Source organism: Rhodobacter viridis, assembly GCF_003217355.1.
Taxonomy (GTDB): Bacteria; Pseudomonadota; Alphaproteobacteria; order Rhodobacterales; family Rhodobacteraceae; genus Rhodobacter; species Rhodobacter viridis.
Genome location: NZ_QJTK01000001.1, coordinates 453,842 through 477,616, shown reverse-complemented (window position 1 = coordinate 477,616; position 23,775 = coordinate 453,842). Strand labels below are relative to the sequence as shown.

The 23,775-nt window shown below is 62.9% G+C and carries 23 protein-coding genes; 5 read left to right on the top strand and 18 right to left on the bottom strand.

Annotation, left to right across the window (positions count from 1 at the left end):
* Window positions 1-99 precede the first annotated feature (99 nt).
* Window positions 100-1,098: a porphobilinogen synthase gene (gene hemB / locus C8J30_RS02285; protein WP_110804089.1), complete on the bottom strand. Its 999-nt coding sequence runs from the start codon at window positions 1,096-1,098 to the stop codon at window positions 100-102.
* A gap of 139 nt (window positions 1,099-1,237) precedes the next feature.
* On the opposite strand from hemB, the gene C8J30_RS02280 reads away from it, so the two are divergent.
* Complete coding sequence (locus C8J30_RS02280; RefSeq protein WP_245909685.1) at window positions 1,238-1,771, top strand: component of SufBCD complex; 534 nt, start codon at window positions 1,238-1,240, stop codon at window positions 1,769-1,771.
* 38 nt (window positions 1,772-1,809) lie between these two features.
* Window positions 1,810-5,256 carry a transcription-repair coupling factor gene (gene mfd / locus C8J30_RS02275; protein ID WP_110804087.1) on the top strand — a complete coding sequence of 1,149 codons (3,447 nt, stop codon included), beginning with the start codon at window positions 1,810-1,812 and terminating at the stop codon, window positions 5,254-5,256.
* An 8-nt stretch (window positions 5,257-5,264) separates the two neighbouring features.
* On the opposite strand, the gene C8J30_RS02270 is transcribed toward mfd, so the two are convergent.
* The 6 genes from C8J30_RS02270 to C8J30_RS02245 all read right to left on the bottom strand — a co-directional run bounded on the left by C8J30_RS02270 (window position 5,265) and on the right by C8J30_RS02245 (window position 11,151).
* On the bottom strand, window positions 5,265-6,482 hold the full coding sequence (locus C8J30_RS02270) for a multidrug effflux MFS transporter (RefSeq protein ID WP_110804086.1): 1,218 nt from the start codon (window positions 6,480-6,482) through the stop codon (window positions 5,265-5,267).
* Window positions 6,483-6,574: 92 nt separating this feature from the next.
* On the bottom strand, window positions 6,575-7,198 hold the full coding sequence (locus C8J30_RS02265) for a DsbA family oxidoreductase (RefSeq protein WP_110804085.1): 624 nt from the start codon (window positions 7,196-7,198) through the stop codon (window positions 6,575-6,577).
* Window positions 7,195-8,733: a class I adenylate-forming enzyme family protein gene (locus tag C8J30_RS02260; RefSeq protein ID WP_110804084.1), complete on the bottom strand. Its 1,539-nt coding sequence runs from the start codon at window positions 8,731-8,733 to the stop codon at window positions 7,195-7,197. Before C8J30_RS02260 ends, C8J30_RS02265 begins: the two co-directional genes overlap by 4 nt.
* Window positions 8,734-8,799: 66 nt before the next feature.
* Window positions 8,800-9,117, bottom strand: a complete 318-nt coding sequence (locus C8J30_RS02255) for a hypothetical protein (protein ID WP_110804292.1) — start codon at window positions 9,115-9,117, stop codon at window positions 8,800-8,802.
* 97 nt (window positions 9,118-9,214) lie between these two features.
* On the bottom strand, window positions 9,215-9,331 hold the full coding sequence (locus C8J30_RS02250; RefSeq protein WP_110804083.1) for a lipoprotein: 117 nt from the start codon (window positions 9,329-9,331) through the stop codon (window positions 9,215-9,217).
* Window positions 9,328-11,151, bottom strand: a complete 1,824-nt coding sequence (locus tag C8J30_RS02245; protein ID WP_110804082.1) for an extracellular solute-binding protein — start codon at window positions 11,149-11,151, stop codon at window positions 9,328-9,330. The genes C8J30_RS02250 and C8J30_RS02245 overlap by 4 nt, the downstream gene beginning before the upstream one ends.
* Before the next feature lie 262 nt (window positions 11,152-11,413).
* On the opposite strand from C8J30_RS02245, the gene C8J30_RS02240 reads away from it, so the two are divergent.
* Complete coding sequence (locus tag C8J30_RS02240; RefSeq protein ID WP_110804081.1) at window positions 11,414-12,187, top strand: 3-hydroxybutyrate dehydrogenase; 774 nt, start codon at window positions 11,414-11,416, stop codon at window positions 12,185-12,187.
* A gap of 90 nt (window positions 12,188-12,277) precedes the next feature.
* On the opposite strand, the gene C8J30_RS02235 is transcribed toward C8J30_RS02240, so the two are convergent.
* From C8J30_RS02235 to C8J30_RS02225, 3 genes are read right to left on the bottom strand one after another with little or no spacing between them, the layout of a single operon-like run.
* Window positions 12,278-12,976: a DUF502 domain-containing protein gene (locus C8J30_RS02235; RefSeq protein ID WP_110804291.1), complete on the bottom strand. Its 699-nt coding sequence runs from the start codon at window positions 12,974-12,976 to the stop codon at window positions 12,278-12,280.
* A 60-nt stretch (window positions 12,977-13,036) separates the two neighbouring features.
* Window positions 13,037-13,954 carry a pseudouridine-5'-phosphate glycosidase gene (locus C8J30_RS02230; RefSeq protein ID WP_110804080.1) on the bottom strand — a complete coding sequence of 306 codons (918 nt, stop codon included), beginning with the start codon at window positions 13,952-13,954 and terminating at the stop codon, window positions 13,037-13,039.
* Window positions 13,951-14,847 carry a PfkB family carbohydrate kinase gene (locus C8J30_RS02225; protein WP_110804079.1) on the bottom strand — a complete coding sequence of 299 codons (897 nt, stop codon included), beginning with the start codon at window positions 14,845-14,847 and terminating at the stop codon, window positions 13,951-13,953. The genes C8J30_RS02230 and C8J30_RS02225 overlap by 4 nt, the downstream gene beginning before the upstream one ends.
* A 314-nt stretch (window positions 14,848-15,161) precedes the next feature.
* Here C8J30_RS02225 and rpsB point away from each other — a divergent pair, with 314 nt between their 5' ends.
* Entirely contained in the window at window positions 15,162-15,917 is a 756-nt protein-coding gene (gene rpsB, locus C8J30_RS02220) for a 30S ribosomal protein S2 (RefSeq protein WP_110804078.1), read from the top strand.
* 72 nt (window positions 15,918-15,989) lie between these two features.
* On the top strand, window positions 15,990-16,898 hold the full coding sequence (gene tsf, locus C8J30_RS02215; RefSeq protein ID WP_110804077.1) for a translation elongation factor Ts: 909 nt from the start codon (window positions 15,990-15,992) through the stop codon (window positions 16,896-16,898).
* Window positions 16,899-17,221: 323 nt separating this feature from the next.
* Here the strand turns inward: tsf and C8J30_RS02210 are convergent, their stop codons facing one another.
* The 8 genes from C8J30_RS02210 to fba form a co-directional block, all read right to left on the bottom strand.
* Window positions 17,222-17,974 carry a helix-turn-helix transcriptional regulator gene (locus tag C8J30_RS02210; protein WP_110804076.1) on the bottom strand — a complete coding sequence of 251 codons (753 nt, stop codon included), beginning with the start codon at window positions 17,972-17,974 and terminating at the stop codon, window positions 17,222-17,224.
* 176 nt (window positions 17,975-18,150) lie between these two features.
* Window positions 18,151-18,591 (bottom strand): TIGR01244 family sulfur transferase, encoded by a 441-nt coding sequence (locus C8J30_RS02205; RefSeq protein WP_110804075.1) that lies wholly within the window; start codon window positions 18,589-18,591, stop codon window positions 18,151-18,153.
* A gap of 60 nt (window positions 18,592-18,651) precedes the next feature.
* Window positions 18,652-19,335, bottom strand: coding sequence for an HAD family hydrolase (locus C8J30_RS02200; RefSeq protein WP_110804074.1), 684 nt, complete (start codon window positions 19,333-19,335; stop codon window positions 18,652-18,654).
* Window positions 19,326-19,985, bottom strand: a complete 660-nt coding sequence (gene gph, locus C8J30_RS02195; protein ID WP_110804073.1) for a phosphoglycolate phosphatase — start codon at window positions 19,983-19,985, stop codon at window positions 19,326-19,328. Before gph ends, C8J30_RS02200 begins: the two co-directional genes overlap by 10 nt.
* Window positions 19,985-20,536 carry a thioredoxin family protein gene (locus C8J30_RS02190; protein ID WP_110804072.1) on the bottom strand — a complete coding sequence of 184 codons (552 nt, stop codon included), beginning with the start codon at window positions 20,534-20,536 and terminating at the stop codon, window positions 19,985-19,987. Before C8J30_RS02190 ends, gph begins: the two co-directional genes overlap by 1 nt.
* 8 nt (window positions 20,537-20,544) lie before the next feature.
* The gene (gene rpe / locus C8J30_RS02185; protein WP_110804071.1) at window positions 20,545-21,231 is read right to left on the bottom strand and encodes a ribulose-phosphate 3-epimerase; all 687 of its coding nucleotides are present in this window, start codon (window positions 21,229-21,231) and stop codon (window positions 20,545-20,547) included.
* A 56-nt stretch (window positions 21,232-21,287) separates the two neighbouring features.
* The gene (locus C8J30_RS02180; RefSeq protein ID WP_110804070.1) at window positions 21,288-22,664 is read right to left on the bottom strand and encodes a ribulose-bisphosphate carboxylase; all 1,377 of its coding nucleotides are present in this window, start codon (window positions 22,662-22,664) and stop codon (window positions 21,288-21,290) included.
* 18 nt (window positions 22,665-22,682) lie between these two features.
* Window positions 22,683-23,747: a class II fructose-bisphosphate aldolase gene (fba, locus tag C8J30_RS02175; RefSeq protein ID WP_110804069.1), complete on the bottom strand. Its 1,065-nt coding sequence runs from the start codon at window positions 23,745-23,747 to the stop codon at window positions 22,683-22,685.
* Between the last annotated feature and the right edge of the window lie 28 nt (window positions 23,748-23,775).

Genomic DNA, 23,775 nt, shown 5'->3' with positions numbered 1-23,775 from the left:
CCATGTCTGTCCGGCCTTGATCGGACCGGTTGGAGCGAGATTAGCGCAGCCGCGAACGCTTGTCACTTGCGCCCGCGGCTGTTTGGGTCCGATGCGCGATCAGGCGCCGATCAGTTTTGCCGCCGCGGGGGCGAAATAGGTCAGAACGCCATCACAGCCAGCGCGGCGGAAGGCCATCAGGCTTTCCAGCATCACCTTGTCATGGTTGAGCCAGCCGTTCTGCACCGCCGCCATCAACATCGCGTATTCGCCCGAAACCTGATAGGCATAGGTGGGCATCCCGAAGGCGTCCTTCACCTGACGCACGATGTCGAGGTAAGGCATGCCCGGCTTCACCATCACCATGTCGGCGCCCTCGGCGATGTCGCGGGCGACGTTGCGCAGCGCCTCGGCGCTGTTCGCCGGGTTCATCTGATAGGTCTTCTTGTCGCCCTTGAGCGCGCCCGAGGCGCCGACCGCATCGCGGAACGGACCATAGAAGGCCGAGGCATATTTCGCCGCATAGCTGAGGATCGCGATATCCTTGTGACCGGCGGCCTCCATCGCGGTGCGGATCGCGCCGACGCGGCCGTCCATCATGTCCGAGGGGCCAAGGATGTCGGCGCCGACATCGGCCTGCGCGAGCGCCATTTTGACCAGCGCTTCGGTGGTTTCGTCGTTCAGGATGATGCCATCGCGCACCAGACCGTCGTGGCCGTTCGCATTGTAGGGGTCGAGCGCGATGTCGGTCATGATCGCAACCTCGGGCACCGCCTGTTTCATTGCGGCAATCACGCGGTTGACGAAATTGTCATGCTGCCAGGCCATCTCGCAGGTCTCGGTCTTCACCGCGGGATCGGTGTAGGGGAAGAGACAGATCGCGGGAATGCCCAGCGTCGCGGCTTCTTCGGCGGCCTTGAGCGCGCCGTCCATGGTCCGACGCACAACCCCCGGCATCGAGGAGATTTCGACATCCGCACCGGGAACGTCAGTGATGAAGATCGGCCAGATCAAATCCTTGACCGACAACCGGTTTTCCTGAGCGAGGTCGCGCAGGGCTTCGGTGCGGCGCATCCGGCGCAGGCGATTGGTGGGAAAGGGGGGGGTGATCAGGGTCATGGGCGGTCTCCTTCGTCGCCGTGGGTGCCACGGATCGCGGGCTGGCTCAAGACCCGCATTGTCGCGCCCGCGCCAAGGCGCGCTTGCAACCGCGGCGCCGATGCGCGAAACCGGGAGAAGGCAACGGGCGGGCAAGACCTTGGACATTCTGCAAACGATCTTCGACCTGATCGACATGCGGTCGTTTTCGAACCTCTGGTACTGGATCGCGCTGGCAGTGACCTGGTCCACGGCCTCGCACTATGTCCTTGGGGTGCCTTTCGATCTGATCGTGCGGGCGCGGCGCAAGGGCGGCCCGGTGGCCGAAGACATGCTGATGCTCGCCAGCGTCAACGTGCGCCGAATCCTGTCGATCGGCCGCGAGGCGGGGGTGACGCTGACGCTGGTTGCCTCGTTCCTGCTCAGCCTGATCGTCGTTCTGGGCTTCGTCTTCCGGATGGAGTTCGCGCAGGCGGTGGCGCTGATCGTCGTGCCGCTGAGCGGCGTCGGGCTCTTGAGCCTGCGCACGGCGGCCCGGCTCGAAAAGGTGCTGGCCGCAGACCCCGAGGTGGAAACCGTGGCGCGGATCCTGATCCGGCATCGGGTCTCGGTACAGGCGGTTGGCATGTGCGCAATCTGCGTGACCGCGCTTTGGGGGATGTTTCAAAACCTGCAGCTGTCTCCGCTCGGCTGAGCCCTTGACAGGTCAGCGCGTTCCGATACCTCTCGCCCATGCAGCACTTTCTTCTTTCAGGCGCCCCCGAGGGCTATGACGCGAAACTTCTGGCCAAGGAACTGGCCAAGGGGCGACCTGTCATTCATGTGGCCCGCGATGACCGGCGGCTCGAGGCAATGCGCGCGGCGCTGGCCTTCTTTGATCCGCAGGCGGCGGTTCTGACCTTTCCGGCCTGGGACTGCCTTCCTTACGATCGCGTTTCGCCGAACCCCGAGATTTCGGCGGCGCGGATGGCGACGCTGGCGACGCTCGCTTCGGGTGTGATCACGGGACCCTTCGTGCTGCTGACGACGCTTGCCGCGGCAACGCAGCGGGTCCCGGCGCGGGGGCTCGTCGCGGGATCGAGCTTTTCGGCACGGGTCGGGCAGCGGATCGATGAAAAGGGGCTGAAGGAATTTCTGGTCCGCATGGGGTTTTCGCCGGTGTCGACGGTGTCGGAGCCGGGGGATTACGCCGTGCGTGGCGGAATCATCGACATTTATCCGCCGGGGGAAGGCGGTCCGGTGCGGCTTGATCTTTTCGGCGATGTTCTGGATGGCGCGCGGCGCTTCGATCCGGCGAACCAGCGCACCACCGAAAAGCTGAGCCAGATCGATTTCGCCCCGGTGAGCGAGGTGATCCTCGATCCGGCCTCGATCACGCGGTTCCGGCAGAATTATCGGATCGAATTCGGGGCAGGCGGCACGGATGATCCGCTCTACGAGGCGGTTTCTGCCGGGCGCAAACACGCCGGGATGGAGCACTGGCTGGGCTTCTTCCACGATCGGCTGGAGACCCTGTTCGATTATTTGCAAGATGCGACGGTGATGCTCGACGATCAGATCGAGCCGCAGCGGGCCGCGCGTTGGGACGGGATCGCCGATCAATACGACACCCGACGCGAGGCGATGAACCGGCGGGATCGGCTGGATACGGTCTACAAACCCGCGCCGCCGGATCTGCTGTATCTCGACGGCAAGGGCTGGGAAAGCGAGCTTGCGAAGCATCGCGTTCTGAAACTGCAGGTGCTGCAAGCGCCGCCCGGGCCGGGTATCCTGAATGCCGAAGCGAAGATCGGCAGAAATTTCGCACCGGAACGTCAGCTGGAAAATGTCAGTCTTTTCGGTGCCTTGAAAGACCACGTGCAAGCGAGATTGCAGCGTGGTCCGGTGGTGATCGCGAGCTGGTCCGAGGGCGCGCGGGAGCGTTTGAAAGGATTATTGGAAGACGAAGGTCTTTCCGGGGCGAAGCTGATTTCCGATGCCCGCGGCATCGAGGGGCTGGGGCTTGCGGTCTGGGCACTCGATGCAGGGTTCGAGGCCGAGGGGCTCACGGTCATCTCGGAGCAGGATGTTCTGGGCGACCGGCTGGTTGCGAAACCGCGCCGCAAGCGCAAGGCCGAGAACTTCCTGACCGAAGCGCAAAGCCTCTCGCCCGGTGACCTTGTCGTGCACGTCGATCATGGCGTCGGCCGCTACAAGGGCCTCGAGACCGTCACGGCGCTTGGGGCACCGCATGAATGCGTGCTGCTCGAATATGCCGGGGGGGATCGGCTCTATCTGCCGGTCGAGAACATCGAGCTGCTTTCGCGCTACGGGCATGAGGAAGGGCTGCTCGACAAGCTCGGCGGTGGGGCATGGCAGGCGAAGAAAGCGAAGCTGAAGGAGCGGATCCGCCAGATTGCCGACCGGCTGATGCGGATCGCTGCAGAGCGGTTGCTCCGGGCAGCACCGATTCTCGAAGCCGCGCATCATGACTGGGAGACCTTCGCCGCCCGGTTCCCCTATACCGAGACCGACGATCAGCTGGCGGCGATCGAGGACGTGGTGACCGACCTTGCGGCGGGCCGTCCGATGGATCGTCTGGTTGTGGGCGACGTCGGCTTTGGCAAGACCGAAGTGGCGATGCGGGCCGCCTTCGTCGCGGCCAGTTCTGGCATGCAGGTGGCGGTGATCGCCCCCACGACGCTGCTTGCGCGTCAGCACGCCAAGACTTTCATCGAACGCTTCCGCGGCACGCCGCTGACGGTGAAGCCGCTCTCGCGCTTCGTTTCGGCCAAGGAGGCAAATGCGACGCGCGAAGGCCTTGCGGATGGCACGGTAGACATCGTCATCGGCACCCATGCCGTGCTTGCCAAGGGCGTAAAGTTCCGCAATCTCGGCCTGCTAGTCATTGACGAAGAACAGCATTTCGGCGTTCAGCACAAGGAGCGCCTGAAAGAGATGCGCTCCGAGATCCATGTGCTGACCTTGACCGCAACGCCCATTCCCCGGACGTTGCAACTGAGCCTGACGGGGGTCAGGGACCTCTCGATTATCGGAACGCCCCCCGTCGATCGTCTGGCCATCCGCACTTACGTCAGCGAGTTCGATACCGTCACGATCCGCGAAGCGCTGCTGCGTGAACATTATCGCGGCGGTCAGAGCTTCTACGTCGTGCCCCGGATTTCGGACCTTGCGGAAGTCGAGGATTTCCTGCGCAGCCATGTGCCCGAGGTCAGCTACATCATCGCGCATGGACAGATGGCGGCCGGCGAACTCGATGACCGGATGAATGCCTTCTACGATGGCAAGCACGATGTCCTACTGGCAACGACGATTGTCGAATCCGGTCTCGACATTCCGACGGCGAACACGATGGTCGTGCATCGGGCTGACATGTTCGGCCTGTCGCAGCTTTACCAGATCCGCGGCCGTGTCGGGCGCTCGAAGATGCGCGCCTATTGCTACCTTACGACGAAGCCGCGGTTGCCGCTGACCCCGCAGGCAACGAAGCGGTTGCGGCTTCTGGGGAGCCTCGACAACCTTGGCGCGGGCTTCTCGCTGGCGAGCCAGGATCTCGATTTGCGCGGGGCCGGGAACCTACTGGGCGAAGAGCAGTCGGGCCATATCAAGGAGGTTGGCTACGAGCTCTATCAGGCCATGCTTGAGGAAACGATCGCCAAGCTGAAGTCTGGTGAACTCACCGAGACGGCCGATGACGGGGATTGGTCACCGCAGATCAATCTTGGCGTTCCTGTCATGATTCCAGAAAGTTACATCCCGGATCTTGATGTGCGCCTGGGGCTTTATCGGCGTCTGTCGAGCCTTGCGAGCAAGGTCGAGATGGAGGGTTTCGCGGCGGAACTGATTGATCGCTTCGGTCCCTTGCCAAAGGAAGTGAACACGCTGATGCTGGTTGTCCGGATCAAGGCGATGTGCAAGCGCGCGCAGATTTCGCGCATGGATGCCGGGCCGAAGGGTGCGACCGTTCAGTTCCATCTCGATAAGTTCCCGAACCCTGCCGGGCTGGTTGAATTCCTGAATACGGAACGCGGCGCTGCGAAGATCAATGGCAACAAGGTTGTCGTGCGCCGCGACTGGGCCAACGATGCCGATAAGATCAAGGGCGCTTTTTCGATCGCGCGCGATCTTGCGGAGAAAGTCGTCGCAGCAAAAAAGACCGAAAAGAAAAAGGGGGCGTGACGGCCCCCTTATGCGTTCTCGCGCACGAGACCCATCAGGATCACGGCAAGGCTCGAACAGGTCAGCGTCGCCATCACGATCGGCAGCGCGGTCCCATCGAACATCAGCCCGACCGGGGCCGCGATCAATACCGCACCCATCGTTGAAATCGCGGATACGACCGAGGCGGCAAGTCCCGCAAGATGCCCCATGCGCTGCATCGCGAGCGCGTTCAGGTTTCCGAATGTGATCCCTGCCATCATAAAGACGGTTACGGTCCAGGCGAACAGGAACACGAAACCGTTTGGGGGCGTCACCGCGCCCCCAAGGATCAGGGCGAGCATTGCACCCGAGGAGACGACCTGCATCATGTAGGTTCCGCGCACCATCCTGCGCATACCAAGGCGCATCACGAACATGGCGTTGAAAGCCGTGCCTGAGCCCGCAAGAACGGCCATCAGGGCGAACCATTTCGGAAAGGTCTCAACTGCACCGAAGGCCGCAAACAGTTGTTGCGACGAGGAAAGCAGCGCGAACATCTGCCCGAACCCAAGTGTCATGGTCAGGATGTAGAGCCGCACGTCACGGTCGCTGAGCACTTCCTTCGTACCGTCCCAAAGCAAGGTCGGGTGAAGCGGACGTCGCCGATCAACCGCGAGCGTTTCCGGTTGCCGCAGGCTGAGCCAGGTCAGGCCTATCAGGGCGAAGAGGATGAAGGCATAGAAGACCCCGCGCCACCCCGCGAAGCCGATTATGAGCTGACCTGCCGAGGGGGCCAGCGCGGGAACGAGAATGAAGACCATCATGATGAAGGCCGTGACCTTTGCCATCTCGCGTCCGGCATACATGTCGCGCACAAGGGCCATTGGCACGATACGTGGTGCCGCCGCGCCCAATCCCTGAACAAATCGCGCGGCCAAAAGCACCTCGAGGCTTTGCGCCTGTGCACCGATGGCGGCGCCAATCACGAAGATGCTGACCCCGACGAGAATGGTGCGTTTTCGGCCGATCGCATCGGAGAGTGGACCCGCAACGAAGGTGCCGACCCCAATCCCGAGAACGAAGAAGGTCAGGACAAGCTGCGCCCGGTTGATGGCTTCGGGTGTCAGCTTGGCTGCGATTTCCGGCAGCGCGGGCAACATGGCATCGATGGAAAAGGCGACCGTTGCCGCCAGCAGCGCCATCAACGCGGTGAATTCGAAAACGGGGATGCGGGGGGGCGCCGCAGAAGCGTGAGTGTCGGACATGCGCAGCCTTTCAAGGTTCGGCCGGAACCATATCCGAACGCACGTATAAGGCCAGAGCGCAGCCGCGCACAAAGATGTGCGAAAACGCGTAACTACGTCGCGGCGAGATCGTCGATGACCCGCATCCAGAGCTTCGCAGGTTGGGCGCCTGTGATCACATGCACATTGTCAAGAATGAACGTGGGCACGGCAGTAATACCGCGATCCCGTGCATGTGTTTCGCGCGTCTGCACGACATCGATATCGGCATCGCTTGCCAGCAGCCGCCGAAGCACATCTGCGGAGAGGCCAGCATCCGCACCGATTTTCACGAGAACCTCCGATGCCCCGATATCGAGGCCTTCACGCCAATAAGCGCGCAGCAGACCCGCCATGACAGGTGTTTGCGCGCCCTCGATTCCCGCCCAATGAAGCAGGCGGTGCGCATTCAGTGTATTCGGCACCGTGGCGATTATTGGCAAGTTTATCTCGACACCGGCCGTCCGTGCCGCTTCAAGCACGGGAAGGTCGATGCGGTCAGCGTCAGCCCCGAAACGCGCGTGCAGCCAAGCTCCGCGGTCCATGCCCTCGGGCGGCAAGGTCGGGTTCAGCTGGAACGGATACCATGAAATCAGAAAGGGATGATTGGGCCGTGCCTCAAGCGCGCGGTCGAGTTGAGCTTTGGCAAGGTAACACCACGGGCAAACGGGGTCCGCGAAGATATCAAGAGGAATCATTGGCTTGCTCCGCTTCCTGCAAGTTCCGGCCATGTGTTGCGCAGTGTTTTCCGGTCAATTTTGCCATTGCGATTGCGTGGCAAGGCGGGAAATTGACGGTAGATTCGGGGTTGCTTGTAACGTGCCAGGTGTGCGGCAGCATGCGTCGAGAGCGCTTCTTCCGAGGCCGACCCGGTATGGGCCAGCGCGACGAGGCTTGTCTCTTCCGAGATGCGCAACTCGACCGCAGCGACCTCGCCAGCGTCCGGACAAGTGACCATTGCAGCCTCTACCTCCAGTGGGCTGACGCGGAAGCCGCCCGCGTTCATCATGTCGTCGACGCGCCCCTGATACGTGATCGCCCCGGCCTCGGTCATGGTGACGATGTCACCTGTCCGGAACCACTGACCATCAGGTGTAAACTTTGCGCGCGCCTCGGCCTCGGCACCCCAATAACCAAGGAAGAGCCCGGGGTCCGTGCAATGCACCGACAGATCGCCGGGTTCGCCACGGGGTACAGGCACGCCCTCGGGCGACAGGACTGCGACATGGCGACCGGCTTGAGGCCATCCCATAGTGCCCTCGGGGGCCGGGTGCATCGGACAGGAGGAAATGAAGGTCGAGCATTCCGACATGCCCAGCGCTTCGAAGATCGGGGTGCCGCTGGCGTCGGTCCAGTGGCGTCGTGTCAGTGCGGGCAAGGCTTCTCCTGCGCTCAGGCCGTGGCGCAGTCGGGGCAGGTTCAACGTCTGGTGATGCTTGAGAAGCTGTCGGTAGACGCCTGGCACTGCTGCGAAAATTGTCACGTCGAACCGACGCAACAACAAGGGCAGCATCGCCGGATCGACGCCCGGAGCCGGGATCAAGGCGGTGGCTCCGACAGTCCAAGGGTCCATCAGACCGGTCCCGAGGGTATAGGTCCAGTTGAATGCACCGGCATGCAATAATCTGTCGGAGCTGCTCAGGCCATACCAGCCGTCGTGCATCATCTGCCGCGCCCAGATCGCGCGGTGTGCATGACAGACCGCCCGTGCCGACCCGGATGTGCCCGACGTGAAGACGATGTAGGCGAGCCGATCGGGAGAAACCATCTGATAATCACAGGGCGGAAGCGCTTCGAACCCACGCAGATCAGTCTCGGTCAGGATCATCCGCGGATTATCGGGAAGCGATATCCCCTCTCCGGCCACGACGGCTGCGGGTGAAATCTGCGCCGCCATTTTCGTGATTTCTTCGCCGGTCAGTTGGGGCGAGGTCGGCACCGGAACAAGACCCGCCGCAATGGCCCCCAGAAAGGCGACCGGAAACTCGGGGGTATTGCCGAGGCGGAGAAGCACGCGATCGCCTGGTACAAGGCCAGCCTTCAGCAGACCTGCCCCCGTACCTCGCACCGCGGCGGCCAATCGGCCGAAAGACCAGCGTTCGGCACCCGAGGGGCCGACGATCTGCAAGGCCGAGCGGTCGGAAAGGCGATCGGCATGCGCAAGAACATGGGCCGCCATGTTGAAGGCAGCCGGCGGCGGGGCAAAGGCGGGGGACTGATGGATCGACAACATCCCACTTTGCTAAGCCGCGATGACCGCGGTTGCAAGCGCGGCAGGATCAGCTTGCCGTGCAGCGGGTCATTCCTCGTCGCCGAAACGGGAATCGTCGTCGTATTCGTCTTCGCCCTCGGGGACGAACTTCTTCGACAGGGCGATCGAATGATTGTCGTGACGGGGATCCATCACCACGTCCGAGGGCAACTCGCCGGTCAGCCATTCCCGGATTTCGGCGCGCGCTTCCTCGGGCTCCTGCCCTGTGAGCTCGATGATATAGGCGATGAAGGCCCGCTGATCACCGTCAATCTCGTCAAGCTCGGCCTCGTCCGCATCGGGCCAGCGGTCGATGATCGCCTCGAAGAAGGCGGGCCAATTGTCCTGCACATGGTGCCATTTCATCTTGACCTCCTGCTTCGAGACCGTCCTCACGCCTCGATCTTGCGCCGCAAATTGCGGCCTGAAAAGGAAAAACTCGGTCTGATCGACGGATTGCCGATCAGAACCAGCCTTGCACCTTGTGGGCGCCATCCGTCACATCGGCCCCGACGCCCGCCACCGTGTTGCAGCCTGCAAGCGTCGCCGCCAGCACCATCAGAACGATCACCTTCTTCATTTCTTCGCCTCATGCCACCATGCATCGGGCGTCACGCCCGGCCAATCTCCGTATAATGGAACGGTTGCCGGAAAGTGAAGGTCACGACTGTGTGCGACCCGCGTGACCGGCGCATACCAGATCGGGATCACGTAGCGACCTGCGGTCAGCACCCGGTCGAGCGCCTGCACGGCGGCGGTGAAATCCGCGGGCGTCTCTGCCGACAGCAGCGCCGCGATCATCGCGTCGGCTGCGGGATCGTGCATCCCCATCAGATTGCGTGAGCCCGGCGCGTCGGCGCCCTTCGATCCCCAGTAAAGATACTGCTCATTGCCGGGCGAGAGCGACGTGGCGACGAACATCCAGGTCATGTCGAAGTCGTAACTCGTCTTGCGGGCCTGGAATTGCGCGTCATCGACGATTGTCACCTCCGGAAAGATGCCGAGCCGCCGCAGCGCCTCGATATAGATGTCGACCACCGATTGTGATTCGGCCGCGCCCTGCTGCGGCACGATCTCGAACCGGAAAGGCTCGCCCGCGGCGTTCTTCAAAACGCCATCATCGGCAGCCGTCCATCCCGCCTCTTCCATCAGTTTCAGGGCTGCGCGCATGTTGCGACGGTTCTGCGTGCTGCCATCCCCGACCGGCAATTCATAGCCTTCGAGCGTGCCGGGCAGCAGAGTGGCGGCATAGGGCGCAAGCAGATCCGCGACCTTTCCCGTGGCAGGGCCGGGCTGCATCGCCAGGGCAGAATTCGCGAAATAGGACGAGATCCGCGGCTCGGCACCTCCGGTCAGGGTTCTGTTCATGAACTCGAAGTTGAAGGCGAGGATCATCGCCTGCCGCACCCGCCAGTCGGCAAAGACCGGCTTGCGCGTGTTCATCACCAGCCCCTTGATCCCCGAGGGAACGTGATTGGCGATCTCCTCCTTGAGGATGCGGCCATCCTGCACTGCCGGGAAATCATATTCGCTGTGCCAGTTCGCGGCATTGGTCTCGCGGTAAAGGTCGAGCTCGCCCGCCTTGAAGGCTTCGAACATCACGTTCTGATCGCCGAAATAGTCCCAGCGCAGGCGGTCGAGATGGTGCAAACCCTGCGTGATCGGCAGATCCTTGGCCCACCAGTCGGGATTGCGTTTGAGCGTGATTGACCGGCCCATGTCATAAGTCTCGACGACATAGGGACCGGAGCCCACCGGCGCCATCTGCATTTCGGAGGCAAAATCATGGCCTTGCCACTGTTTCTTCGACAAGACGGGGCGCAGCCCCATCAGCAGGGCCAATTCCCGGTTCGGCTCGGTAAAGTCGATGCGCAGACTGCGCGGGCCGGTCCGGGTGATCGCCTTCACCTTCTTCCAGGCGGTCTGATAGCGCGGGGCGCCCTCGGTTCCGATCGTCTCAAAGGACCAGATCACATCCTCCACGGTGACCGGACTGCCATCGGAAAACTTGGCCTCGGGGCGCAGGGTGAAGGCGACCCACGAGCGGCGCGCGTCAGTTTCGATGCTTTCGGCCAGCAGGCCATAGAGGGTGAACGGCTCATCATAGCTGCGCAGCATCAGCGATTCGGTGACATAGGCCGAGATGCCCTGCGCGGGCCGTCCTTGCAGGATCCACGGGTTCAGCGAATCGAAGCTGCCCGATTCGCCCATGCGAATCTGCCCGCCGGAGGGGGCATTCGGGTCGGCATAGGGCAGGTGCACCCGCGTCGGATCGAGGGCCGGCTTCCCTTGCATGGCGATTCCCGACATCGGTTCGGACCGGACCGGAAAGCCTGCCGAAACCCCGCCGAAAGCCAATATCACAAGGGCGAGAGCACGGAAAAACACCGATCCCTGCATCGCAACAATCTCCCGTTTGCCTGTATTTTCAGGCGACAAGCTAGCGCCTGCTGCGCGGGCAAGCAAACTTTTCCCTTGGAAGCGACGTCGCGCGGGTCTATAAAGGAGTCACTGCTCGATAGGTTTCTTGCCTGTATGAAACCTGCCTCATGACTTGACGCCCGCCTTGCGCGGGCGTCTTTTTCTTTCCGGCATTCCTTTCGCAGTTGCGGAACCGTTCGCGGTGGGGTGGTGTTTGAAAAGACATTGGCAGGAGGACATCATGAGCCTGAAGGGCAAGACGGCGATCATTACCGGATCGAACTCGGGAATCGGACTTGGCGTCGCACGCGAACTGGCGCGGGCCGGGGCCGATGTGGTGCTGAACTCGTTCACCGATCGCGATGAGGATCATGCGCTGGCCGCGGCACTGGGCTCCGAATTCGGGGTGAACGCGCGCTACATCAAGGCGGACATGTCGAAAGGCGAGGAGTGCCGGGCGCTGGTGACCCAGGCCGGGCGTTGCGACATCCTCGTGAACAATGCGGGCATCCAGCATGTGGCGCCGGTCGATCAGTTCCCGGTCGAGAAATGGGATGCGATTATTGCGATCAACCTGTCGTCGGCTTTCCACACCACCGCTGCCGCGCTGCCGATGATGCGCAAAGTGGGCTGGGGGCGGGTCGTCAACATCGCCTCGGCGCATGGGCTCACGGCCTCGCCGTTCAAATCCGCCTATATCGCCGCGAAACACGGCGTCGTCGGGCTGACGAAGACGGTGGCGCTGGAAACCGCCGAGGAGCCGATCACCTGCAATGCGATCTGCCCGGGCTATGTGCTGACGCCGCTGGTCGAGGCGCAGATCCCCGATCAGATGAAGGTGCACAACATGGACCGCGAGACGGTGATCCGCGAAGTGATGCTGACGCGCCAGCCGTCGAAGCAGTTCGCCACGGTCGAGCAACTGGGCGGGACGACGGTCTTCCTGTGCTCGGAAGCCGCGGCGCAGATCACAGGCACGACGATTTCGGTGGATGGCGGCTGGACGGCGCTCTGACTTATTTCGCCTCGGCTTTGGCCGAGGCGACCCACCGGGGGCTCTGCCCCCGGACCCCCGGGATATTTGAGGCAAGATAAAGGGGCGCGGTCAGGCGGCCTTTTTCGGGGCCTTGCCCTGTTGCTCAAGCTTCTTTTCCGAAGGATAGACGAGACCTGCCGAGATGATCAGCTTCGCCGCGTCTTCCACCGACATGTCCAGATAGGTGATCTGGCTTTCCGGCAGATAGAGCAGGAAACCCGAGGTCGGATTCGGCGTCGTCGGCAGGAAGACCGAGATGAGCGGATCGGCGGGACTGCCCTGAAGCGCGATCTCGCCCTTGGCCCGCGCCGAAACGAAGGCGATCGCCTTCAGCCCGGGGCGTGGATAGTCAATCAGACAGGCGCGGTCGAATTTCGCATCGCCCTGACTGAGCACGGTTTCCGCAATCTGTTTCACGCCATTGTAGACAGAGCGCACGACCGGGGTGCGGTCGACCAGCCCCTCGCCAAAGCGGAGCACCGCGCGGCCGATGAAGTTGCGTGCAAGCGCGCCGACGGTGATGGTGAAGACGAGAAAGATCACCACGCCGACGCCGCGCAGATTGGTGCCGACATAAGTCTCGGGCTGCAGATGCGCGGGGATGAAGGGCAGCACCCAGCCGTCGACCATCCCCGCCAGCGTCCACATCAGCCAGATCGTCGCCGCAATCGGTGAGATCACGATCAGTCCGGTGAAGAACGAAGCCCGAAGCGCGGCAAGCAGGCTGCGCTTGTGCGGATGCTCGTGGCCGGGATGCGGGTCTGTCATGTTGTGCCTCTCGTTGCCCATTTCAGGTAGGGATGCCGGGCGGGGGCTGCAATGCAGCCCTCACCTTTGTGCGCAGATTTCGGCCGCAATCGCGGCAGCAAGTCGGGCATTGTTCAAAACAAGGGCGATATTGGCGTCGAGCGAGCGGCCGTCGGTCAGCTCAAAAATCCGCGCGAGCAGGAAGGGAGTGACGGCTTTCGCGGCAATCCCCTCCGCCTCGGCCTCGGCGAGCGCGGATTCAATCGCCGGAATGATGTCTTCGCGGGCGATTTCGGCCTCGGCCGGGATCGGATTGGCGACGAGTTGGCCACCGGAAAGGCCAAGGCGAGCGCGCATCAGATGGGCGCGGCCGATCTCGGCGGCGCTGTCGGCACGCAGCGGAGCTTTCAGGCCCGAGCTGCGCGACCAGAAGGCGGGGAAATCGTCCTGACCGAAGGCGATGACAGGAACGCCATTCGTTTCAAGGACTTCAAGCGTCTTGTTCAGATCAAGGATGGCCTTGGCGCCCGCAGCGACCACGGTGACCGGCGTCAGGCCCAGTTCGGTCAGGTCGGCGGAAATGTCGAAGCTGTCCTCGGCGCCGCGATGCACGCCACCGATCCCGCCGGTGGCAAAGACCGAGATCCCCGCCAGATGCGCGCAGATCATCGTCGCGGCAACGGTGGTGGCCCCGGTGCGGCCCTGCGCCAGACAGACGGCCAGATCGGCGCGCGAGAGCTTCATCACCCCCTGCGCCTGGGCCAGCGTTTCCAGTTCCGCGGCGGTCAGGCCGATATGGATGCGCCCGCCCATCACCGCGATGGTGGCGGGCGTTGCCCCGGCGGTGCGGACCTCTGCCTCGACCCGGCGCGCGGTTTCGAGGTTTTGCGGATAGGGCATGCCATGGGTGATGATCGTGCTTTCGAGCGCGACGACGGGCTGACCCGCGTCAAGCGCGGCGCGGACATCGGGGGAAAAGGCAAGGGGCAGGGTCGTCATATGGGTTTGTCTCCGGAGACGTAGCGGGCGGCGGCGGCCAGGGCGCGGGCAAGGGCGGTTTCGCGATCCGCGCCGTCGCATTCGGCCACCAGATGGGCGGCCATGAAGGTATCGCCCGCGCCGGTGACGCGGGTGACGAGGACAGGGGGCGGGGCGGCGATGATGACGCCCTGACCAAGCCGACCATCAGCGGCGGCGCTGCCGCCATCGGTGACGAGCACATGCGCGGCGCCGCGGTCCAGAAGCCCCTCGGCGGCGGCCTCGGAGCCGGAAAAGTCACGCTGACACAGGATCCCGGCCTCTTCGAGGTTCACATAGATCGTCGCGTTGGGATGGGTGAGGAGGGGCGCCAGCCGCTCGGCCTTGCCGGGGCTTGCGGGCGCCACGCGCAAATCAGCCGCGACAAAGAGGGGCGAACGGGCGATTTCCGCGAGCAGCGTCTGGGTCAGGTTGCCATCCAGCGCGACCGGTCTGGTCCAGGGTGCCTCGGCACTCCCCAACCGCCCGTCGGCGAGCGGCCGCAAGATCTTGTCGCCCGCCGCCTCGAGGCTGTGCGCGTCGGCAATCGCGGCAACAAGGCCGTTCGCCCCCTCGATCGCCATGTAGCGGTCGGTGGGCAGGTCGTCCGAGCGATAGAGGAAACGGCAATCGATCCCCATCAGTTCGGCCGACTGGATCAGTTCGGCGCCCTGCGTGTCGCGGCCGATCGCCGTGAGGATGGCGGGGCGCAGGCCGAAGCGGGTCAGGGTCATCGCGATGTTCATCGCGACGCCACCGGGCAGGCGGGTGATCCGACCGGGCACATCGGAGCCCGCCCGCATGTGCACTGGCGCCCGGCCGATGATGTCCCAGAGCACGGAACCGATACAGAGAATGTCGGGAGTGTCGTTCATGGTTCCTTAGGTGCTACGGCTTGACCGGGGAGGCAAGGGGGGCGCTGCCCCGTCGGCGCTTTCGCGCCTTCCCCCGGGATATTTTGGGCAAGATAAGGGGGAATTGTGAAGGAAGCCCGATGATCAGGCCCAAAACATCCGCGCCGGACCGAAGACAGGCGCCGGGGGCTTGCCAGATGGTCCGGGCTGGTCTAAGAGGCGCGCACTTCACAGGCGGAGGCGGGCCAACGACGGGAGACATCCTCGTTCGGTCCACCGGTTGGGGGCAACCCTGAAATCCTCCGCTCAGGCGCAAACCGGAAAGGAAATGGAACATGGCGCTTCCCGATTTCTCGCTGCGTCAGCTTCTTGAAGCTGGCGTTCACTACGGCCACCAGACGCAACGCTGGAACCCCCGCATGGCGGAGTTCATCTATGGCGAGCGCAACGGCATCCACATCATCGACCTGACCCAGACCGTCCCGATGCTGGACGCGGCTCTGAACGTGGTCCGTGAGACCGTCGCCAAGGGCGGCCGGGTGCTGTTCGTCGGCACCAAGCGTCAAGCGTCGAAAGCCGTCGCCGATGCCGCGGAACGCTGCGCGCAGTTCTACATGAACCACCGCTGGCTCGGCGGCACGCTGACGAACTGGAAAACCGTGTCGCAGTCGATCGCGCGTCTGAAGCACATCGACGAAGTCATGGGGGCGGGCGCTGAAGGCCTGACCAAGAAAGAGCGTCTGGGCATGGAACGCGAGCAGGCCAAACTGCAGGCGTCGCTCGGCGGGATCCGCGAAATGGGCGGTCTGCCGGACCTGCTCTTCGTGATCGACGTGTCGAAAGAAGACCTCGCCATCCTCGAAGCGCAGAAGCTGGGTATCCCGGTCGTGGCCGTGGTCGACACCAACTGCTCGCCGAAAGGCGTGGATTACGTGATCCCGGGCAACGATGACGCCGCCCGCGCCATCGCGCTCTACTGCGACCTCGTCTCGCGCGCAGCCCTCGACGGCATGAGCGCCCAGATGGGCGCCGCCGGTGTGGATCTGGGGGCTCTCGAAGAAGCCCCGGTCGAGCACGCCGCCGAGGCCTGACGCCCCGGCCGTCACACAAGCTTCATCGGGCGGGGGTAACCCCGCCCTCACCTCATTCCAAGGAGAGTTCCCATGGCGATCACCGCTCAGATGGTGAAAGAACTGCGCGAAACCACCGGCGCAGGCATGATGGACGCGAAAAAAGCGCTGACCGAATGCGACGGCAACATGGATGCCGCCATCGACTGGCTGCGCACGAAGGGCCTGGCGAAAGCCGCCAAGAAGGCCGATCGCGTTGCCGCCGAAGGCCTGATCGGCGTCGCCGTGACCACCGGCCGTGGCGTTGCGGTCGAGATCAACTCGGAAACCGACTTCGTTGCCAAGAACACCGATTTCCAGGCTCTGGTGCGTGACGTTGCCAAGACCGCGCTCGAAATCGGTGAATCGGTCGAGGTGGTGAAGGCCGCTGCCCTCAACGGCAAGACCGTGGACGAGGTGATCGGCGAAGCCATCGCCCGCATCGGCGAGAACATGACCTTCCGTCGTCTGCACGTTCTGGAAGGCGACACCATCGTGTCGTATGTCCACAACGCCGCCGCCCCGGAAATGGGCAAGATCGGCGTGCTCGTGGCGCTCAAGGGCGATGCCGCCAAGGCGCAAGAAATCGGCAAGCAGTTCGCGATGCACATCGCCGCGACCGCTCCGATGGCCCTCAACGAGTCGAGCCTTGATCCGGCCGTTCTGGAGCGCGAGCTGCAGGTGCAAACCGCCAAGGCGCTGGAAGAGAACGCCACCTCGGCCAAACCGAAGCCCGAGCAAGTGATCCACAACAACATCATCCCGGGCCGGATGAAGAAGTTCCTCGAGGAATCGACCCTCGTGAACCAGAAGTTCGTGATGAACCCCGATATCACCGTGGCGCAAGCCGCGACCGAAGCGGGCGTCGAGATCACCGGCTTCGCGCGTCTGGTTGTCGGCGAAGGCGTCGAGAAGAAAGAAGAAGATTTCGCTGCGGAAGTGGCGAAGATGGTCGGCGCGTAAGCGCTGCCCTTCAGCAAATGAAAACGCCGCCCTTCGGGGCGGCGTTTTTCTTTGAATGCCGGTTGACGCGACGGCATGGGTGTAAATCCAAGTTTTATATGCGCAAATTGAAACGGCCCAGACGGGTGACTATAAACCCGCTGGGCCGTACCGGAAAACCGGGTGGGATCTCGTCGGATCAATCTTCGACTGCTTCCCCGTTCCTGGCCGAAGCCACCACTCACGGAACATCTGTAGTTAGCCCAATTTCGAAGATTCGGAGTAGTCAGGTTTTCCTTACCGTGCACGAATGTCGCAGGCCTTTTGGATAGGTTGACCTTGGCCTACGACGCCGACGTGATGAAAAGTTGTTTTTGCATCGAGGCTTTAAGCAGGGCTTGGGCCGTCGTTTCGACCTCGAGCGCCTCGCGCGCCAGACGCAGATGCTTTTCAACCGTCGCGATGGTCAGGCCGAGAATCTGCGCGATATCGGCAGAGGTCTTGCCGTCACCGACCCATTCCAGAACTTCGCGCTGCCGCGCCGTCAGCGGGCGCCGCGTGGTCGAGAAGGGCAGGGCACTGATCTTCAGGTGCATGATCGAGTTCAGCACCCTCAGGTCGCGGCCATGCTCTTCCCAGATCGCATCGACATCGGCTTGCGTCAGGCCGGGCTTCGCGCAGAGCCCGATTGCCCCCTTGGCGCGCGCGGACGTATCGGGGAACCCGATCGAATAGCCCGCCAGAACCTGAAAGCGACGATTGAGCTCGAGGACCCGCTTTTCGCCGTCGCTCAGCTCTCCGGCTGCCGCGCGCTCGGCGACGATGCGCCAGGAGCACGAGCCAACCGAATCCAGCGCCCATTTCACCATCGGCGCTTCCGAGAACAGGCCAGCCCCCAGGAAGGAATTCAGATAGGCGGGATCATGGTTCGACAGGATCAGGGTGTCGTCGAGAGAACCGAAGTTCTGCGTGGCGCGGAACCGGGTGAACCCGTAGATCAGGCGATCGAACCCGAATTTCTCCATCTGGACACAATGCATGTTCCAAATGGTGCCGATATCCTCGGCGACCAGAAGTTGTTCAAGATGATCCAGCATTGCGCGCGTCTCACACCTCGCAAGCTTGCACAGATCACACTTTTGCCATGTGGAACCCTATCGACGCAAGCCCATTGACCAGCTTGGTTTCGCTGAAGTCACATGGTCGCAGACTGCACCATCCCTCAGGCTTCTGTGCAATTATGCTTTTTTACCAAGAGATTGGGTTTCGGTCTTCAAGTCTCGGCGGTCTTGCTGGCGGCCTTGGCACGCATCATTGGCACCAGCGCACCAAGATCATAGCCCGCATTTTTGGCATTTTGCACGATCTCATCCAGTGGCAGAACGCCGGCCTGGCTCATTGCCCAGAGGTGCGACGACCGCGTGCCCGAGCGGCACCAGGCAAGAACCGGCTTTTGTGCCGAGGCGAGAGCGGTCTCGAACCCCTCGATCAGATCTGCGGTCAGTTCGCCCGGATAATAGGGCAGATGCACATAGGCAAGACCGGCAGCCGCGGCCGCGGCCTGCAGCACCTCATGCGAAAGGGAGGCATCGACCTCCTCGTCAGGGCGATTGTTGATCAGGGTGCGAAAGCCGCGCTTGGCGGCCTCGGCGATCTCCTCAAGAGCGATCTGCGGTGCCACGGCGAAATCGGGCGTCAGGTAGCGCAGGTCCATGTCTTCCTCCGGCAAGTTCCGCGCTCACTCTGGACTGCGGGGCCGATGGGTGCAAGGGCCTCAGGGCAATTCTGGAATCTCTTTGGTGGCGGCGGCGCTCAGATCGGGGATCAGCCAATCCGCAGCGGAGAAATCATCGCCTCGGGTATATTCCGACGGCGTCAGAACGACCCGAAGTCCGGCGGCCTTGGCCGACGCAAGACCGGCGCGGCTGTCTTCGAAGGCGATGCAGGCTTCGGGCGGCAGATCAAGGCTCTTCAGGGCGAGCAGATAGACATCCGGCGCGGGTTTCTTCCTTGCGACCTCATCCCCGGCGGCGATCACCTCGAAGATGGCTTCGGGGGGGCGACGGAAGGTGGCGGCAATCAGCGCATCGACATTGGCGCGGGTCGTGGTGGTCGCAATCGCGATGCGAAGCCCCACAGCCTGCGCCCGGTCGATCAGATCCGCGACACCGGGCAGAAGATCGACCTGACCCGAGGCAATGATTTCGACATAGCGTTTTGTCTTTGCCTTGTGCAGTTCGGCGATCTCGGAATCGGTGGGGCCGTAGCCCACATTTTCCCGGTGTTTCGCCATCCGTTCCTTGCCGCCAGTGGTGCGCAGAAGCGTCCGATAATCGTCTTTCGACCAGCACCAATCGATCCCGCGCGCGGCGAAGGTTTCGTTGAACGCCTGACGATGCACTTCCTCGGTTTCCGCCAAAGTGCCGTCGACGTCGAAAATCAGCGCTTTCAGCTCCATGTCCATCCCTCAATGATGCTTGGCAGGTCTTTGAAATCGCTGAACTTCACGGCGTGGGGCAAGGCGTCGACCGGGGTCTTGCGATAGCCTTCGGTGTAGATCACGAACGGCAGTCCCGCGTTCTCGGCCGTCTGCGCGTCGATCTCGCTGTCGCCGATGTAAAGAGCGTGATCCCGGCCCAATATTCTTTGCGCCTCATGCACCATCTCGGGGTTCGGCTTGCGCGTCGGCAGGCTGTCGCCGCCAATGACAAGCTCGAAATAATCCGTCAGACCGACATGGGCGATCGCGGCGAGAGCGGGCTTGTAAGGCTTGTTGGTGGTGATCGCCATTGGGCATCCGATCGCCCGCAAACGGTCCAAGGCCGTGATCACACCCGGATAAAGGGTGTTTCCTTCGACATCCGTTTCATAGCGGGTGACAAGGTCGGCATAGATCGCCTCAAAAAGCGGACCTTCGGGGTCTTCGCCTGCCGTCGTCAGCAGGCAGCGCACCAGGTGGGGCGCTCCTTGACCGACGAAACTGCGGATCTGCTCGAGGCTGAGGGGCGCATAACCACGCCCCGTCAGCACGTCGTTCGAAACCTTGTGGATGGCCGGAGCCGAGTCGATCAGCGTGCCGTCGAGATCGAAAATGAGCGCCGGTGTCATCACGACTTCCACTTGATCGAGCAGCCCATCGACGCGATCTGATCGCGCGGCCCCTGACCGGTTTCGGCGATCCTCAGCATTGCCTCGTAAAGCTCTCGCCGGGCATCTGCAGGCCCAGCGGTGCGGCCAGATGCATCCAGGCGACCGCGATACTGCAGCTGACAATCGGCATTGAATCCGAAGAAATCCGGCGTGCAGATCGCATCATAAGCCTTTGCGACAGCTTGTGTTTCATCGAAGAGATAGGGGAATCGGAAGCCGCGCTCCGAGGCCAGTCGTGCCATGTTCTCGGGGCTATCCTGAGGGTAGCTTTCGACATCATTCGCCGAGATTGCGGCGACGCCGATGCCCCGATCGATCAGCGCCTCGGCGTCACGCTGCAGCCGGTCGAGGATCGCCTGAACATAGGGGCAATGGTTGCAGATAAACATGATCAGCAGGCCTTTCGGCCCGCGGAGGTCGTCAAGGCTCCAGAGCCTGCCCGAGGTGTCGGGCAGGCGGAAGTCCGGGGCTTTCCAGCCGAAGTCGCAGACCGGAGGAGAAACGGCCATCGCGACCCTCAGAGCGCCGCTTGAGCCGCGGCTCGGATCGCCGCGATGTTCTTGCCGTAGACTTCGGGGGTGTTGACCGAGCCGCCCTTGAAGACGCCCGAGCCCGCGACGAACACGTCAGCTCCTGCCGCCGCCATCAGCGGCGCGGTGACCGGGTCCATGCCGCCGTCGATCTCGATATGCACCGGGCGATCGCCGATCAGTGCCCGCAGCTTGCGCACCTTGGCGGTCATGTCGATGTATTTCTGGCCACCAAAACCGGGGTTCACCGTCATGATGCAGACGACGTCAGTGATGTCGAGGATATGCTCGATCGCTTCGATCGGCGTGCCGGGGTTCACGGCGACGCCCGATTTCATGCCGGCGGCGCGGATCGCCTGCATCGTGCGGTGGATATGCGGGCCAGCCTCGACATGAGCGGTGAGCACATCGGCGCCCGCGGCGGCATAGGCGTCGATGTAGGTATCGACCGGGGAAATCATCAGGTGCACGTCCATCACCGTCTTGACGTGCTTGCGGAAGGCCGCAACGGCGGGCGGACCGAAGGTGAGGTTCGGCACGAAGTGCCCATCCATCACGTCGACATGCACCCAGTCGGCGCCCTGCGCTTCGATGGCCTGAATCTCGCGGCCGAAATCGGCAAAGTCGGCAGAAAGGATCGAGGGAGCGATCTTGATGGAACGGTCGAAGGTCATGTCGGTCTCCAAAGAGGGGTGTGGGCGGGGGTGTCCCCCCGCCCGATGGTCAAGCCTTACTTCACGCCCAGAGCGTCGCGCCAGCCCGGATAGAGCTTGTCGGCGTCCGTCGGGAAGCTCTCGAAGGCGCGGGCCAGTTCACGGTGCGATTTCGCATAGGTGACGAGGTCGACGCCCGCCTTCCACGCATCGCAGGACTGACGCAGCGATTTCGCCCCGGCGGTGCCGCCGTCGACGTGACCGAAGGCGCCGCCGCCCGAGGTCTGGATCACGTTCGAATGGCCGAGGTTGTCGAAGAACCCGGGCAGGCGCAGCGCGTTCATGCCGCCCGAGATGATCGGCGTCGTGGCCTTCATGCCCAGCCAGTCCTGATGGTAGAACGGGCCCTGCGCCGCCTCGTCGGTCAGCATGTAGGCCATGATCTTGTCGGAGGCATCGCCCTCCATCTTGCCATAGCCCATCGTGCCGGTGTGGATGCCCGAGGCGCCCTGCAGACGCGACATCTTCGAGAGCACGAAGGCGGTGTAGCCGCGCATCGATTGCGGTGAGGTCACAGCGCCGTGGCCCGCGCGGTGATAGTGCAGGAACTGCCGCGGGAAGGACCGACGGGCAGTGGTGATCGCCGCCGGGCCAGTGACGTAGCCATCCACGAGGAAGGCGACGTGATCAGCGTTTTCGCCAAAGGTTTCGAGGATGTATTCGCCACGGGCGACCATTTCATAATGATCGTCGGCGGTGATGTTGGCCGAGAAGAGCTTGGCCTCGCCGGTTTCATCCTGCGCCCGTTTCATCGCATCGGCGACGAGACGGATGGTTTCCTTCAGCGGCGCAAAGGTCTGGTTGCCCTGCGGTTCGTCGTTCTTGATGAAGTCGCCGCCCAGCCAGAATTCGTAGCAGGCATCGGCGAAGGGCTTCGGACGCAGGCCCAGCTTCGGCTTGATGATCGTGCCCACGACCATGCCGCCGTCCTTCACGTCGCGGCCCAGAACGCGCCACATGTCGGCGATGTTCATCGACGGGCCGTCGAACAGGCGCAGGTAGCAGGGCGGCACGTAGAAGTCGTGCATCTTGGCGTATTCGACGTCGCCCATGCCCTGGTTGTTGCCGATCGTCAGCGTCAGGAACGAGCACAGCATCGCCCGGCCATCGATGATGTTGCGGTCAAAAAGCTCGACCGGATAGGCGATCTTCATGATCTCCTTGGCCGGGTCGATCTCGTAAACCAGCGCATCGACGCCGCGGGTGAAGTCGTCGGTGGTCGAGACTTCGACGTTGGTGCCGGTCGAGCTTTCGGCGGCGAAATGGGCGGCCGTTTCAAGGTAGCCGTAGCCCGCCTTGGGCTTCATGATATAGGCGCAGAGCACATGGCGCCCGCCCGCAATGAGATCGGCTTCCTTGAGGTCGAGCCGGGCGTAACGGTTTGACTGATCCATGATGAGGGGTCCTTTCGATCAGGCGGTTTTGGGCGCGAGCGAACCGCTGGCGTAGCGTTTCGCCATGTCATCCATCGGGATGACCTTGATTTTGCTGGCATGGCCTGCGGTGCCGAAGGCCTCGAGACGGGCGCGGCACAGATCGCGCATCGCATCCATCGCGGGCTTCAGGAATTTGCGCGGGTCGAATTCGGCCTTGTTCTGCTCGGCAATGCGGCGGAATTGGCCGGTCATCGCCATGCGGCAGTCGGTGTCGATGTTGACCTTGCGCACACCCATCTTGATGCCGCGCACGATTTCTTCAACCGGCACGCCGAAGGTTTGCGGCATGGCGCCGCCGAATTCGTTGATGATGTCCTGCAGATCCTGCGGCACCGAGGACGAGCCATGCATGACGAGGTGGGTGTTCGGCAGCTTCTTGTGGATCGCCTCGATCACCGACATGGCAAGGATTTCGCCGTCGGGCTTGCGCGAAAACTTGTAGGCGCCATGCGAGGTGCCGCAGGCGATGGCCAGCGCGTCGACCTGGGTTTTCTTGACAAAATCGACGGCCTGATCGGGGTCGGTGAGCAACTGGCTGTGATCGAGCACACCTTCGGCGCCGTGGCCGTCCTCGGCCTCGCCTTGCCCGGTTTCGAGCGAGCCCAGAACGCCCAGTTCGCCTTCGACCGAGGCGCCGACCCAATGCGCCATGCGCGAGACGCGCTCGGTGATGTCAACGTTATACTCGTAGCTGGCCGGGGTCTTCGCATCCCCTTCCAGAGAGCCGTCCATCATCACCGAGGTGAAGCCGTGACGGATCGCGGTCATGCAGGTGGCTTCGTTGTTGCCGTGGTCCTGGTGCATGCAGAGCGGGATATCCGGGTAGATCGCGGCGAGCGCCTCGATCATTTTCGCCAGCATGATATCGTTCGCATAGGACCGCGCGCCGCGCGAAGCCTGGATGATGACCGGCGCATCGACGGCCTTGGCGGCCTCCATGATCGCCAGACCCTGTTCCATGTTGTTGATGTTGAACGCAGGCACGCCGTAGGAATATTCCGCAGCGTGGTCCAGCAGTTGCCGAAGGGTGATCAGTGCCATTTTCTCAGTTCCTTGAGTTCGCGGCCTT